12 protein-coding genes are annotated in these 15,479 nt (G+C 58.3%); all 12 read right to left on the bottom strand.

Annotation, left to right across the window (positions count from 1 at the left end):
- Positions 1-95: 95 nt before the first annotated feature.
- The gene (locus ACODSV_RS11030; RefSeq protein ID WP_150055055.1) at positions 96-1,460 is read right to left on the bottom strand and encodes a Wzz/FepE/Etk N-terminal domain-containing protein; all 1,365 of its coding nucleotides are present in this window, start codon (positions 1,458-1,460) and stop codon (positions 96-98) included.
- Between the two features lie 430 nt (positions 1,461-1,890).
- Positions 1,891-2,133, bottom strand: a complete 243-nt coding sequence (locus ACODSV_RS11025) for a lipopolysaccharide assembly protein LapA domain-containing protein (RefSeq protein WP_150055054.1) — start codon at positions 2,131-2,133, stop codon at positions 1,891-1,893.
- Positions 2,134-2,153: 20 nt separating this feature from the next.
- Positions 2,154-2,450 (bottom strand): integration host factor subunit beta, encoded by a 297-nt coding sequence (ihfB, locus tag ACODSV_RS11020; RefSeq protein WP_017848846.1) that lies wholly within the window; start codon positions 2,448-2,450, stop codon positions 2,154-2,156.
- A 132-nt stretch (positions 2,451-2,582) separates the two neighbouring features.
- Positions 2,583-2,867 carry a hypothetical protein gene (locus tag ACODSV_RS11015; RefSeq protein ID WP_024074157.1) on the bottom strand — a complete coding sequence of 95 codons (285 nt, stop codon included), beginning with the start codon at positions 2,865-2,867 and terminating at the stop codon, positions 2,583-2,585.
- Positions 2,868-3,026: 159 nt separating this feature from the next.
- Complete coding sequence (rpsA, locus tag ACODSV_RS11010) at positions 3,027-4,712, bottom strand: 30S ribosomal protein S1 (RefSeq protein ID WP_024074156.1); 1,686 nt, start codon at positions 4,710-4,712, stop codon at positions 3,027-3,029.
- Between the two features lie 120 nt (positions 4,713-4,832).
- The gene (cmk, locus tag ACODSV_RS11005; RefSeq protein ID WP_150055053.1) at positions 4,833-5,522 is read right to left on the bottom strand and encodes a (d)CMP kinase; all 690 of its coding nucleotides are present in this window, start codon (positions 5,520-5,522) and stop codon (positions 4,833-4,835) included.
- Positions 5,519-7,729 (bottom strand): bifunctional prephenate dehydrogenase/3-phosphoshikimate 1-carboxyvinyltransferase, encoded by a 2,211-nt coding sequence (locus tag ACODSV_RS11000; protein ID WP_041160869.1) that lies wholly within the window; start codon positions 7,727-7,729, stop codon positions 5,519-5,521. The genes cmk and ACODSV_RS11000 overlap by 4 nt, the downstream gene beginning before the upstream one ends.
- 28 nt (positions 7,730-7,757) lie before the next feature.
- Positions 7,758-8,870 (bottom strand): histidinol-phosphate transaminase, encoded by a 1,113-nt coding sequence (gene hisC / locus ACODSV_RS10995; protein ID WP_150055052.1) that lies wholly within the window; start codon positions 8,868-8,870, stop codon positions 7,758-7,760.
- 9 nt (positions 8,871-8,879) lie between these two features.
- Positions 8,880-9,974, bottom strand: a complete 1,095-nt coding sequence (pheA, locus tag ACODSV_RS10990; RefSeq protein ID WP_003172650.1) for a prephenate dehydratase — start codon at positions 9,972-9,974, stop codon at positions 8,880-8,882.
- The gene (gene serC / locus ACODSV_RS10985; RefSeq protein WP_024074153.1) at positions 9,974-11,059 is read right to left on the bottom strand and encodes a 3-phosphoserine/phosphohydroxythreonine transaminase; all 1,086 of its coding nucleotides are present in this window, start codon (positions 11,057-11,059) and stop codon (positions 9,974-9,976) included. Before serC ends, pheA begins: the two co-directional genes overlap by 1 nt.
- A gap of 212 nt (positions 11,060-11,271) precedes the next feature.
- Positions 11,272-13,926: a DNA gyrase subunit A gene (gyrA, locus tag ACODSV_RS10980; protein ID WP_024074152.1), complete on the bottom strand. Its 2,655-nt coding sequence runs from the start codon at positions 13,924-13,926 to the stop codon at positions 11,272-11,274.
- Positions 13,927-14,350: 424 nt separating this feature from the next.
- Complete coding sequence (gene mtnA / locus ACODSV_RS10975; RefSeq protein WP_150056197.1) at positions 14,351-15,427, bottom strand: S-methyl-5-thioribose-1-phosphate isomerase; 1,077 nt, start codon at positions 15,425-15,427, stop codon at positions 14,351-14,353.
- Positions 15,428-15,479: the final 52 nt, after the last annotated feature.

Genomic DNA, 15,479 nt, shown 5'->3' with positions numbered 1-15,479 from the left:
TTGTAGAGGAATTAACTCTGCAGACCTAGCCCGCAACTCCGTAGCACCACAGTAGAAATAAACCTCATAGACGCGGAGGCACCAAGCTCCAAGCATTAACCATTACGAATGCGTGCTGTAGCTGTATTGACAGAAGCATCTCCAAGTGCAGCCCCCCCCACCACAACATGGACAGTCTCAGATCGCGACCGGGCGCGGGACATCATAACGGAATGACGTATCAATACGGCGAACACACCCAGAATTGCCCCCAAGACAAGGCTAAGCAATACAATCAGCGCTCGCTTCGGAGCAATTGGCGCCAAAGGCTCCAATGCACTTTGATCGATAGCAACTAATTTGATATGACTCATATCAATGTTCAAATTGCGCAAGCGGGACATTTCTGCTCGCAACGGCTCGACACCCGCTAGAAACAGATCCTCATTCCCTCGACTATTAAGCACCTCAATCTCACGATTGGATTCAAGCAACTGAAGCTCTTTGGCTATTTGCGCAATGCGACCATCTGTGAAGTCGTCGGACTTACGCTGCTGAAGGGCCGTGTGCTCAGCCTCCAGCGCTTCAACCCCCATAAAATAAAGGGGTATCTGCTGATTATTGATTTCAGTACGCATTACACTGGAAGAACCAGATCGATACGAGTCCCCCAGGGAGGACGGCGTCGTGGGCTTTCTAATTCCTAGGCTCCGAGCAATTCCGACCGCCTCATTGAGCTGAGCCATTCGGTCAGATCGCTGAGTTTTCAGCTGCTCACGAAGCGCTTTGAGCTCATCGTGCAATTGAGCTCGTCGAAGAGTATCCCCCTCACTCAAAGAGGCTATTTTGGCTTCTTTTTGAACATCGTAAGCAGTCCGAGCAGTATCAAGCTTACCCTGAAGCTCATTCAACCGATTTTTTATTATAACGTCTACATCGGCGGAAATTTCATTTCGCTCAAAGGCAATAGCGTATTCAACAAAGCCATTTAGAATTGCAACCCCATCGATACCCTGCGGATAATTCATCTCCAACTTTATGTAAGCACTAAGGGAGTCTGATTTTTTGGGATCGGGAAAAATCAAATTAATTGACTTGCGGTTAAACTCCTCAAAACTCTGCTCCAGAGTTCTTCCGGGGCGCTCAAACTCCTTGAATAGTTTTTGATTAGCACGAAAAAATCCCAGTCGCGCATCATATGACTCAAGAGTCGCGCCAAGCTTTTTGAGAGCTTCATTTGGAGGAAGGTGATAAATTTCCGAGCGATTCAATGTGTCCAGCTCATTGATTGCTGCCGGTCGCAGCACGCTACTTACCTGATATTGTGGCGTCGCTAAAAAAGCATAAGCAACTGCTATTAGCCCACTCACTCCGATTGCCAATGCAATCAGCCGCTTTTGATGCCAGATAATCTTCACAAGTGATGGAAGATCAGTTTCATCTAATGGAGGAACGGGAGGCACACGAAAGTTACTACTCACAACACAAACCTGCCTTCAAAAAAGAAACTGCGGGCTCGTTATGCAGACAAAATTGTGTCTTTTTTATTCTAATTAGATGACCGTCAAAACCCAGCGTCTCTGCCAAATTTTGATCGCACAAAATGCCCGTTATCGAGAACAGATTTCATTTTGCCATCTCTCTGACATATTACAAGTCTTGACATAAGCCTCAGGATTTTCCTACAGGGGTAGGAGCATCCGCGATACGACACACCCAAACAGAGTAAAAACAGAAAGAAATTTCCGAATTAGTGAGCTAAAAGCCAATGAATCCGTGTTTTTTTACTCGAGAGCAGCCGCATCATTACAAGGCGGCGCTGAAATTGATGGACTGTTTTAAGGCAGTTTTCTGACGGGCGGTTGTCTCAGCATGAATGTGATTTTTTGTGGAACGGGAGAGCCCCCCCCCCTAAACGCGCCCTGCCGAGATCAACTTATGACGCCGATTGCGCACCAATACGCCTAACAACGGCCCTATCAGCATGCCGACAATCAACGCCACGATAACTAACACAGATACCGGCATTTGACCGGTCGCCAGTCCAAGGAACGAGAGAGACGCGCACTGCTGGTTTTCGAGCACAAACGTTATAACCACCAGCGCAACCATCAGCACTGTCAGCAACACTACGCCATGCTTAATCCCACGCATATATTCTCCTAATAAGACACTCAGACGTTTTCTTCTTCGTCCTCATTCACCCGATCCCGCAATTCCTTCCCCGGCTTGAAATGAGGCACAAACTTCCCATCCAGGCTGACGGACTGGCCGGTTTTCGGGTTACGACCTACACGAGGCGCACGATAATGCAGCGAAAAACTGCCAAACCCACGGATCTCAATCCGATCCCCGGTAGCCAGGCACTGCGACATCTGTTCAAGCATAGTCTTGATAGCCAGCTCTACATCCTTGGATGAGAGCAGCCCTTGATGGGTGACAATTCGTTCGATCAACTCCGACTTCGTCATATTTTTCCCTTCTTTTTCAAGCAGCTAGGAAAAGCGCTTCGAAGGTTTTAGCATGACTTGATGAATTTGAACAGCCCATATATCAACTTATCTCCAGGATGGATAAACAGCCGCAAGACACCCATTGCGCCCTCAATTGCAGATCACCAACATCGTCCGAGTCACCGCCCCTGCCGGGTTCCAGCCGAACAGATAGTCACCCCCCTCATCCTTGGCGTCACTGGACCGGGTGATCACCTTGTAGCCCTGCATCTTGCACTCACGGGCGGCGCGCTTCTCGCACTTATCCCAGTTGTTGCCAAGGCCCGAGCAGTCGACCTCGATACCGCTGGCACCGCGCTTGGCGTGGGTCTTGGCGCTGGTGGCGGAGCAGCCTGCGAGCATTACCACTGCACATATGACGATAAGCCTGTTCATCCAAATCCTTATTGAGTCAGCAACACGAGGATCGCTTTCTGAAGACTATAGTCACTTCAGACCGCCGCCAACACGCCTTGGTTCTAGACGGTTGATTCAACAAATTTCAGGCAAAAAAAGGGGCGACCGAAGTCGCCCCTTTTTACAGCGTTACAGAACTTAGTTCTGCTTAGCCATTGCTTCGCGCAGCAGGGAGGCCATAGTGGTCTCGCCTTTTTCAGCTTCCGGAGCAGCTTTCAGGCTCTGGATAGCTTCTTTCTCTTCCACTTCGTCTTTCGACTTGATGGAGAGCTGGATCACGCGGCTCTTACGATCAACGCTGATGATCTTGGCTTCTACTTCCTGGCCTTCTTTCAGAACGTTGCGCGCGTCTTCAACGCGGTCACGGCTGATTTCGGAGGCTTTCAGAGTCGCTTCGATATCGTTGGCGAGAGTGATGATGGCGCCTTTAGCGTCAACTTCTTTCACGATGCCTTTAACGATTGCGCCTTTGTCGTTCTCTTGAACGTACTCGGAGAACGGATCGCTTTCCAGCTGCTTGATACCCAGGGAGATGCGCTCGCGCTCTGGGTCAACCGACAGGATAACGGTGTCCAGCTCGTCGCCCTTCTTGAAGCGACGAACAGCTTCTTCGCCCACTTCGTTCCAGGAGATGTCGGACAGGTGAACCAGGCCGTCGATGCCGCCGTCCAGACCAATGAAGATACCGAAATCGGTGATCGACTTGATGGTGCCGGAGATTTTATCGCCCTTGTTGAACTGGCCAGAGAAATCTTCCCATGGGTTAGATTTGCACTGCTTGATGCCCAGGGAGATACGACGACGCTCTTCGTCGATGTCCAGAACCATAACTTCCACTTCGTCGCCGACTTGTACGACTTTCGAAGGGTGGATGTTCTTGTTGGTCCAGTCCATTTCGGAAACGTGTACCAGGCCTTCCACGCCTTCTTCCAGCTCTGCGAAGCAGCCGTAGTCGGTCAGGTTGGTTACACGCGCGGTGACGCGAGTGCTTTCTGGGTAACGGGCTTTGATAGCAACCCATGGGTCTTCACCCAGTTGCTTCAGGCCCAGGGAAACACGGTTGCGCTCGCGATCGTATTTCAGAACCTTGACATCGATCTCGTCGCCAACGTTGACGATTTCGGAAGGATGCTTGATACGCTTCCAAGCCATGTCGGTAATGTGCAGCAGGCCATCCACGCCACCGAGGTCGACGAATGCGCCGTAGTCGGTGAGGTTTTTGACGATACCTTTGACTTGTTGGCCTTCCTGCAGGGATTCCAGCAGAGCTTCACGCTCGGCAGAGTTCTCTGCTTCCAGCACGCTGCGACGGGAAACGACAACGTTGTTGCGCTTCTGGTCGAGCTTGATGACTTTGAATTCGAGTTCTTTGCCTTCCAGGTGCGTGGTGTCGCGCACTGGACGAACGTCGACCAAAGAACCTGGCAGGAACGCACGGATGCCGTTAACGTCGACTGTGAAGCCGCCTTTAACCTTACCGTTGATAACGCCCTTGACCACTTCTTCAGCTGCGAAGGCTGCTTCGAGAACAATCCAGCATTCAGCGCGCTTGGCTTTTTCACGGGACAGCTTGGTTTCACCGAAACCGTCTTCAACCGAGTCCAGAGCAACGTGAACTTCGTCACCGACATTGATTGTCAGATCACCAGCATCGTTGTAGAACTGTTCCAGCGGGATCAGAGCTTCAGACTTCAGACCAGCGTGAACGGTTACCCAGCGAGCTTGGTAATCGATATCAACGATAACACCGGTGATGATGGAGCCTGCCTGAAGGTTCAGGGTTTTTAGGCTTTCTTCAAAGAGTTCCGCAAAGCTTTCGCTCATTTTAATTCCTGTTGATAAGGGCGAAGAATACGCCCATCTCCACACCCCAGACGGTGTGGGTCAGTTTCAGTTAAAAGAAGCCACCGCAGGACTATGACTGGTCCCCTGCGGCCTTCTTGATCACCCGGCGATATCGCGAATGGCGATTTCACTCAAGATGCGTTCCAGCACCTGCTCGATGGACAACTCCGTGGAATCCAGCTGTATGGCATCAGCCGCCGGTTTGAGCGGGGCTACTGCGCGCTGGGTATCACGCTCATCGCGTGCACGGATCTCATCTAGCAGACTCGACAGACTAACACCATCGACTTTGCCCTTCAACTGCAAGTAGCGGCGGCGAGCACGCTCCTCGGCACTGGCGGTCAGGAAAATCTTCAGCGGTGCCCCAGGAAACACCACGGTCCCCATGTCGCGACCGTCTGCCACCAGGCCCGGTGGCTCCTGGAATGCCCGCTGGCGCTGCAGCAGTGCATCGCGTACGGCCGGCAGCGCGGCGACCTGGGAAGCCCAGGAACCGACTTGTTCATTACGCAGGTCGTCGGTCACATCATCGCCTTCCAGGATGATGCGCTGCGGATGACCTTCCGTCGCGCCGACGAACTGCACATCGAGATGCGCCGCCAGCAGTTTCAGGGATTCTTCGTTGGTCAGGTCGACGCCATGGTTGCGTGCGGCAAATGCCAGCAGGCGGTACAGCGCGCCGGAGTCCAGCAGGCACCAGCCGAGGCGCTTGGCCAGGATGCCGGCGATCGTGCCTTTGCCCGAGCCGCTTGGCCCGTCGATGGTAATCACCGGTGCTTTGATATTCACAATTGAGCCTCTTGGGCAACACGGATGCCGACTTGGGCACACAGTGTAAGAAAGTTCGGAAAAGATGTAGCTACATTGGCGCAGTCACGGATACGAATCGGCGCCGTCGCCCGCAGGGACGCCACGCTGAACGCCATGGCAATCCGATGATCGCCGTGGGCATGGACTTCACCACCCCCCATCGGGCCACCCTCAATGATAATCCCATCAGGGGTGGGTTCACACTTCACGCCCAGCGCCAGCAGACCATCGGCCATGACCTGGATGCGGTCAGACTCCTTGACCCGCAGCTCCTCGGCACCGCGCAAGACGGTTCGCCCAGTGGCGCAAGCCGCGGCGACAAACAGCACGGGAAACTCGTCGATCGCCAAGGGCACCAGCGCCTCGGGAATCTCGATACCCTTGAGTACAGCAGCACGAACCCGCAGGTCAGCCACCGGCTCACCACCCACTTCCCGCTGATTTTCGAGGCTGATATCTGCGCCCATCAGCCGCAGGATATCGATCACACCGGTACGCGTCGGATTGATGCCCACATGCTCCAGCAACAACTCGGAACCCTCGGCAATCGACGCCGCCACCAGGAAAAACGCCGAAGACGAAATATCCCCCGGCACCTCGATGTGGGCAGCGGTCAGCCCATGGCCTGATTCCACCGACGCCGTCGCGCCCTCCACCACCACCGGATATCCAAAGCCGCGCAGCATCCGTTCGGTATGGTCACGGGTCGGCGCTGGCTCGGTCACCGACGTCTTACCTTCGGCATACAGCCCGGCGAGCAACAGGCAGGATTTGACCTGCGCACTCGCCATCGGCATCGCATAGGCCAGGCCTTTCAGCGTCTGCCCGCCGCGAATGGTCAACGGCGGACGCCCTTCCGGTCCGGTCTCGATCACTGCGCCCATGTCCCGCAACGGCTTGGCCACGCGGTTCATCGGGCGCTTGGACAGCGAAGCATCGCCGGTCAGGACGCTGTCGAAGCGCTGCGCCGCCAGCAAGCCGGACAGCAGTCGCATCGAAGTGCCGGAATTGCCGAGATAGATCGGCCCTGGCGCCGGCTTCAAGCCGTGCAGCCCCACACCATGGATAGTCACGCGCCCATGGTGCGGCCCTTCAATCACCACGCCCATGTCGCGAAACGCCTGCAAAGTCGCCAAGGCATCCTCACCCTCAAGGAACCCCTCGACTTCTGTCACGCCCTCGGCCAACGAACCGAGCATGATCGAGCGATGGGAGATCGACTTGTCACCCGGTACCCGGATGCGCCCGCTCAAGCGGCCACCCGGGTTGGCGATGAAAGTCAGGTCATCGGCGTTCACTGCGGTTTCCATATAGGCCCGGCGCGCCAGGATCTTGCTGAAATGTTCACGTGCCACCCGCGCACGGGTGAACACGCCCAATAATTGATGGCCATCCCCGGCATCCACCGCGTCGCGCAAGGCGTCGAGGTCACTGCGAAAGGTGTCCAAGGTGCGCAACACCGCCTCACGATTGGCGAGGAAGATGTCGTGCCACATCACCGGGTCGCTGCCGGCAATCCGCGTAAAATCGCGGAAGCCACCGGCGGCGTAGCGGAAAATCTCCAGGTTCTCGTTGCGCTTGGCCAGCGAATCCACCAAGCCAAACGCCAGCAGATGAGGCAGGTGACTGGTCGCCGCCAGCACTTCGTCGTGGCGCTCGACCTGCATATGCTCGACATCCGCCCCCAGCTCGCGCCAAAGGCGATCCACCACGGCCAGCGCGGCCGGGTCGGTTTGCTCCAGCGGCGTCAGGATCACTTTATGCCGACGGAACAACTGCGCATTGGACGCCTCCACACCGCTCTGCTCGGAACCGGCAATCGGATGGCCTGGTACAAAACGCGACGGCATGCCGCCAAAGGCCTGTTGCGCTGCACGCACCACATTGCCCTTGGCACTGCCGACGTCCGTCAGGATCGCCTGGCCCAGGTCCATGCCGGCCAACAGCGCCAGCAGTTTTTCCATGGCCAGGATCGGCACGGCGAGCTGGATCACGTCCGCGCCCTGGCACGCGAGCGCCAGGTCCGCCTCGCAGCGATCCACGACGCCCAGTTCTACCGCCAGCTTGCGCGATTGCGGGTCGAGGTCCACACCCACCACTTCGCCACACAATCCACTTTCACGCAGGCCCTTGGCGAAGGAACCACCGATCAAACCCAGGCCGACCACCACCAGGCGACCGATCATAGGCACAACAGGTTGCAATGCAGTGACATCAACCACGAGCCAGAACCTTGGCCAGCGCCTCCAGGAAGCGACTGTTTTCAGCCGGCAAGCCAATGGTGATACGCAGGTGATTCGGCATGCCGTAGTTGGCCACCGGGCGAACGATCACGCCTTCGCGCAGCAGGCCCTGGAAGATTGGCGCGGCCACCCGGCCGAGGTCGACGCAGATGAAGTTGCCCTTGGACGGAATCCAGCCCAGGCCCAACTCACGGAAGCCTTCCTGCAATTGCAGCATGCCGCTTTCGTTGGTGCGGCGCCCTTCTTCCAGGTACTCGGTATCCTGTACCGCCGCACAGGCCGCCACCAGGGCGAGGCTGTTGACGTTGAAAGGTTGGCGCACGCGGTTCAGCACATCAGCGACGACCGCCGTCGACAGGCCGTAGCCGACCCGAAGAGACGCCAGGCCGTAAGCCTTAGAGAAGGTGCGCGACACCAGCAGGTTCGGGTAGGCCGCCAGGAAATCCAGGCCGTCCGGCAGGTCACTGCCCTCGGCGTACTCGATATAGGCTTCGTCCAGAACAACCAGCACGTGCTCAGGCACGTCTTGCAGGAAGTCATTCAACGCCTGCGCGTCGAACCAGGTACCGGTCGGGTTGTTCGGGTTGGCGATAAAAACCACGCGAGTCTGGGCGTCGATGGCTGCCAGCATCGCCGGCAGGTCGTGACCCCAATCCTTGGCAGGAATCACACGCGCCTCGGCACCGACGGCCTGAGTGACGATCGGGTAGACCGCAAATGCGTGTTCGCTGAACACCGCGTTCAAGCCAGGTGCCAGATAGGCACGCCCCACCAGCTCAAGGATGTCGTTGGAACCATTGCCCAGGGTGACCTGGTTCAGCTCGACCCGGCACTTTTGCGCCAGCAAGGACTTGAGGGCAAACCCGTTGCCATCCGGATAACGGGTCAGTTCGGCCAGTTCTTCACGAATCGCCGCCAATACCTTGGGGCTCGGACCCAGTGGGTTCTCGTTACTCGCCAGCTTGACGATCTTCGCCGGGTCCAGGTTCAACTCACGCGCCAACTCGTCCACAGGCTTGCCCGGAACGTAAGGCGACAGTTGTTGCACGCCCGGCTGCGCCAGGGCGAGGAAGTTGCCACTCATGTTAAAGCCTCACAAAACCGCTTTCGGGTAAGAGCCCAGCACCTTGAGTGCCACGGCTTCCTGACTGATCTTCTCCAGCACGCCTTTGACCAGCGGATCACGGTGGTGGCCGATGAAGTCGATAAAGAACACATACGTCCATTTACCGCTGCGCGAAGGACGGGTCTCGATGCGCGTCAGGTCAATCCCGTTGTCGTGGAACGGCACCAGCAGCTCATGCAGCGCGCCAGGCTTGTTGCTCATGGAGACGATGATCGACGTCTTGTCGTCGCCGGTCGGCGGTACTTCCTGGCTGCCGATCATCAAGAAGCGCGTGGAGTTGTCCGGACGGTCTTCAATTTTCTCGGCCAGGCGCGTCAAGCCGTACAGGCCAGCGGCCATATCACCGGCAATCGCCGCCGAATTCCACTCGCCCTTGACCCGCTTGGCCGCTTCGGCGTTGCTGGACACCGCCACGCGCTCGACATTCGGGTAATGGGCGTCCAGCCACTTGCGGCATTGGGCCAGGGACTGGGCGTGGGAATAGATACGGCTGATGCTGTCGGTCTTGGTGTTTTCGCCCACCAGCAGGTGGTGGTGGATGCGCAGCTCGACTTCGCCGCAGATCACCATGTCGTGCTCGAGGAAGCTGTCCAGCGTGTGGTTGACCGCGCCTTCGGTGGAGTTTTCCACCGGCACCACGCCAAAGTTCACCGCGCCGGCGGCCACTTCGCGGAACACTTCGTCGATGGCGGCCATCGGCTTGCTGATCACCGCGTGACCGAAGTGCTTCATGGCAGCAGCCTGGGTGAACGTGCCCTCGGGACCGAGGTACGCCACCTTCAGCGGCTGCTCCAGGGCCAGGCACGACGACATGATTTCGCGGAACAACCGCGCCATCTCTTCGTTGCCCAGCGGCCCCTTGTTACGCTCCATCACGCGCTTGAGTACCTGGGCCTCGCGCTCAGGCCGGTAGAACACCGGCACTTCGCCTTCAGCCAGGGACGCCATCTTCACCCGTGCCACTTCCTGGGCGCACCGAGCGCGCTCACTGATCAGCTCCAGGACTTTCTCGTCCAGGCTGTCAATGCGCACGCGCAGGGCCTTGAGTTCTTGCTCAGACATTAGCCGTGTTCCTTTTCGAACTCTGCCATGTAGGCCACCAGCGCGTTGATCGCGTTGATGTCGACAGCGTTGTAGATGGAGGCGCGCATGCCGCCCACTGAACGATGGCCCTTGAGGTTCAGCAGGCCACGCGCGTCGGCACCGGCCAGGAACGGCTTGTCCAGGCGGTCATCGGCCAGGCGGAACGGCACGTTCATCCACGAGCGGTCGGTCAGGTTGATCGGGTTGCTGTACAGGCCGCTGGCGTCAATGAAGTTGTACAGGACACGCTTCTTCTCTTCGTTGAGCTTGCCCATGGCAGCCACGCCGCCCTGCTCTTTCAGCCACTCGAACACCAGGCCCGACAGGTACCAGGCGAACGCCGGCGGGGTGTTGTACATCGAGCCGTTATCAGCCGCGACCTTGTAGTTGAGCATGGTCGGGCACACCGAGCGGGCACGACCCAGCAGGTCTTCACGGATGATGTTGACCAGGATGCCGCTCGGGCCGATGTTCTTCTGCGCGCCGGCGTAGATCATGCCGTACTTGGACACATCGATAGGGCGCGAAAGAATGTCCGAAGACATGTCGCACACCAGCGGGACATCCCCCACTTCAGGCACCCAGTCAAACTCCAGGCCACCGATGGTTTCGTTTTGCACGTAGTGCACGTAGGCCGCGTCCTTCGACAACTTCCATTCGTTCTGACCTGGAATCGCGAAGTAGTCGTAGGGCTTGGCGGTGCCGGCAACGTTGACATGGCCGTAGCGAGAAGCCTCTTCAATGGCTTTCTGCGACCAGATACCGGTGTCGATATAGTCGGCAGTGCCGTCTTCCGGCAGCAGGTTCAGCGGCAACTGGGCGAACTGCTGGCTAGCGCCGCCTTGCAGGAACAGCACTTTGTAGTCGGAAGGGATGTCCAGCAAGTCGCGCAGGTCCTGCTCGGCCTTGGTGGCAATGGACACGAACTCATCACTGCGATGGCTCATTTCCATCACGGAGAGGCCTTTTCCATGCCAGTCGAGGAGTTCACCCTGCGCACGCTGCAGGACTGCTTCAGGAAGCGCCGCGGGACCGGCACAGAAGTTATAGGCTCTCTTGCTCACATCCAATCTCTCTGATCTGGTGGGACTGAAATCAAACACTGTAGGCGTGAGCTTGCTCGCGAAAAACCCGAGAGCGCAAGGGCGTATCAGGCAGCCCGCGTTATCGTTGACGATTTTCGCGAGCAGGCTCGCTCCTACAGGGGGCGGCGTTGTTATTTCAAAGGGGACAAACAACAAGGGGGCGAATCTTCATCCGCCCCCTGTATGTCCGCTTATTCCTGCGGTTCTTCTTCGTCTGCGGCAGCGTCGAGGGTTGGCTCGTCGACGTTGTCATCGCCGCTTGCGATCACCTCGCCTTCGAACTCTTCACCTTCCAGCTCTTCACCTTCGACTTCCGACGGCTCCTGGACACGCTCCAGGCCGACCAGTTTTTCGTCCTTGGCCAGCTTGATCAGCGTCACGCCCTGGGTGTTACGGCCCAGGCTCGAGACTTCAGCTACGCGGGTACGCACCAGGGTGCCCTGGTCGGAAATCAGCATGATTTCCTCGCCATCGAGCACCTGGACCGCGCCGACCAGACGGCCGTTGCGATCGTTGCTGACCATGGCGATCACGCCCTGGCCGCCACGCTTGTACTCCGGGAACTCGCTGATGGCCGTACGCTTGCCATAACCACGCTCGGAAGCAGTGAGGATCTGGCTGCCTTCTTCCGGGATCAACATCGAAATCAGCTTCTGCCCTTCCGGCAGGCGCATACCACGCACACCGCGAGCGGTACGGCCCATGGCGCGAACGTCGGATTCCTTGAAGCGCGTCACCTTGCCACCGTCGGAGAACAGCATGACTTCACGCTCGCCATCGGTGATGGCCGCGCTGATCAATACGTCGCCTTCGTCCAGCTCCAGGGCGATCAGGCCCACGCTGCGTTGACGGCTGAAGGATTCCAGCGGGGTCTTCTTCACGGTGCCTTTGGCGGTGGCCATGAAGATGAAATGACCTTCGGTGTATTCCTCGACCGGCAACATGGTGGTGATGTATTCATCACTGTCCAGCGGCAGCAGGTTGACCAACGGACGACCACGGGCAGCACGGGAGGCTTCCGGGATTTCGTAGGTTTTCAGCCAGTACACCTTGCCCTTGCTGGAGAACAGCAGCAGCGTGGTGTGGCTGTTGGCGACCAGCAGGTGAGCGATGTAGTCCTCATCCTTCACGCCGGTAGCCGATTTACCTTTACCGCCACGACGCTGGGCCTGGTACGCAGCCAATGGCTGGGTCTTGGCGTAGCCACCGTGGGAGATGGTCACGACGCGCTCTTCTTCCGGGATCATGTCACCCAGGGTCAGGTCGAGGCGCGCATCGAGGATTTCGGTGCGGCGCACATCGCCGTATTCGGCACGGATCACTTCCAGTTCTTCGCGGATCACTTCCATCAGGCGCACGGCGCTGTTGAGGATGCGGATCAGCTCGCCGATCTGGTTGAGGATCTCCTGGTACTCGGCCAGCAGCTTCTCGTGCTCCAGGCCAGTCAGGCGGTGCAAGCGCAGTTCAAGGATGGCCTGGGCCTGTTCCGGCGACAGGAAGTACTTGCCGTCACGCAGACCGTATTGCGGGTCCAGGGTCTCTGGACGGCAAGAGTCGGCACCCGCGCGTTCAACCATGGCCACTACGGCGCTGGATTCCCACGGCATCTTGATCAGCGCTTCTTTAGCTTCCGACGGCGTCGGCGAAGCCTTGATCAGGGCGATCACCGGGTCGATGTTCGACAGCGCAACCGCCTGGCCTTCCAGGATGTGGCCGCGTTCGCGAGCCTTGCGCAGTTCGAACACGGTACGGCGGGTGACCACTTCGCGGCGGTGACGCACGAAGGCTTCCAGCAGGTCCTTGAGGTTCAGGATGCGTGGGCGGCCGTCGATCAGTGCAACCACGTTGATACCAAACACGCTTTGCAGCTGGGTCTGGGCATAGAGGTTGTTGAGGATCACCTCGGGCACTTCGCCGCGACGCAGCTCGATCACCACGCGCATACCGTCTTTGTCGGACTCGTCGCGCAGCTCGGTGATGCCTTCGAGTTTTTTCTCTTTGACCAGCTCGGCGATCTTCTCGATCAGGCGCGCCTTGTTCAGTTGGTAAGGCAGCTCAGTGATAACGATCTGCTGGCGGCCACCGACCTTATCGATGTCTTCGATGATCGAGCGGGCACGCATGTAAATGCGGCCGCGACCGGTGCGGTAGGCTTCGATGATGCCGGCGCGACCGTTGATGATCGCGGCGGTCGGGAAGTCCGGACCGGGAATGTATTGCATCAGCTCATCGACGGTCAGCTCAGGGTTGTCGATGAGGGCTAGGCAACCGTCGATGACTTCACCGAGGTTGTGCGGCGGGATGTTGGTGGCCATGCCCACGGCGATACCGCTGGAGCCGTTGACCAGCAGGTTGGGAATACGGGTCGGCATGACCGCCGGGATCATTTCGGTGCCGTCGTAGTTCGGCACCCAGTCCACGGTTTCTTTATGCAGGTCGGCCAGCAGCTCGTGCGCCAGCTTGGTCATGCGCACTTCGGTGTATCGCATGGCCGCGGCGTTGTCGCCGTCGACCGAACCGAAGTTGCCCTGGCCGTCTACCAGCAGGTAGCGCAGGGAAAACGGCTGGGCCATCCGAACGATGGTGTCGTACACCGCGGTGTCGCCGTGAGGGTGATACTTACCGATCACGTCACCGACAACACGGGCAGATTTCTTGTACGGCTTGTTCCAGTCGTTACCCAGCTCGCTCATCGCGAACAGCACACGCCGGTGCACGGGCTTCAAGCCATCGCGCGCATCAGGCAGTGCCCGACCGACAATTACGCTCATCGCGTAGTCGAGGTAGGACTGTTTCAGCTCGTCTTCGATATTGACCGGGAGGATTTCTTTGGCCAGTTCGCCCATGAGAAGCCTGATTCCTTTTTCGGGTGAAACCTCGTCACATCCATATGGGACGAACGAAGCTCGTCGCTGCCGGCATGGTGCCTGACAACGACTTACGACAAATCAACGAGTTATGACACGGATCTGCGCGTTAAGGATCCCCCCTCGGGGCGACCCTGGAAACCGCCGGATGTTATCACAATCGCCGCCACGCACCTATCCCCCTGATGCGCATGGAGACTAGTAATTTGACGGATGACAGGCTTGAAGAGGACGAGAGGGGCTCAGAGATGGGGTGGTGCTTTTTTTTGAGGGCGGATCGGAGGGTTTTATTGACTTTCAGGGCCAATCGGGGGCAAGCCCCCTCCCACATTTTGACTGTGTTCACCATTCAAGTGTGGGAGGGGCTTGCCCCCGATAGCCATTTTCACAAACACCGCAGCCATCAATGCAGACGTTTACGACACATCAACTTGGCCAGCTTGACCGTGTCAGGACGCTCGACGATGCCTTTTTCGGTCACGATCACATCGATCAAGTCGGCCGGGGTCACGTCAAACACCGGGTTATAGGCACTCACATCGGCGGCGAAGCGCTGGCCCGCGACTTCCAGCAATTCATCGGCATCACGCTCTTCCAGCGCCACGTCATCGCCGGTCGCCATCATCAGGTCGAGGGTCGAGCTCGGCGCCACCACCATAAACCGTACGCCGTGGTGCATGGCGCACACCGCCAGTTGATAGGTACCGATCTTGCCGATCACATCGCCATTGGCCGCGATACAGTCGGCGCCGACAACGACCCAGGTGACGCCCTTGGTCTTGAGAATATGCGCGCCCGCCGAATCCGCATTGACCATCACCGGAACACCATCGCCCGCCAACTCCCAGGCGGTCAGGCGCGAGCCTTGCAACCAGGGCCGGGTTTCGTTGGCGTAGACCTGTTCGACCAACCCCTCCAGGAAGGCCGCGCGAATCACGCCGAGGGCCGTGCCGAAGCCTCCCGTGGCCAACGCGCCGGCGTTGCCATGGGTCAGGATCGCCTGGGCATTGCCTTGGTGCTTGCGAATCCGTTCGACGCCCAGTTGGGCCATGACGAGGTTGGCTTCACGATCGCTTTCATGGATTGCAATAGCCTCGGCTTCCAGCATCGCCAGCGGGTCGGCGTGCTTTTTGACGCGGTCCAGGCGGTCGCGCATGCGCTTGAGGGCCCAGAACAGGTTCGAGGCGGTCGGGCGAGTCGCGGCCAGTAGTGCGTAGTCTTCTTCCCACGCGGCCTGCCAGTCGCCGCCTTCTGCGATGCGTTCGCGGGCGGCGAGCACCAGGCCATAGGCGGCGCTGATGCCGATGGCCGAGGCGCCGCGCACCACCATGGCGCGAATGGCCGCAGCCACCTCCTCCACCGTGGAGCAGCTCACCCAGCTTTCCCGCGAGGGCAACACACGCTGATCGAGCAGGTGCAGTGCGCCATCACGCCAATCGATGGCCTTCACTTTCTCCGCGGCCAACAGTCGATCGCGCATCCCTCACCCCGCTCTCATGAACAAAAGCCGCCGATTATAGCGATCCGCCAGC

Source organism: Pseudomonas sp. FG86 (genome assembly GCF_057808775.1).
This window is presented reverse-complemented; position numbering and strand designations above follow the sequence as displayed.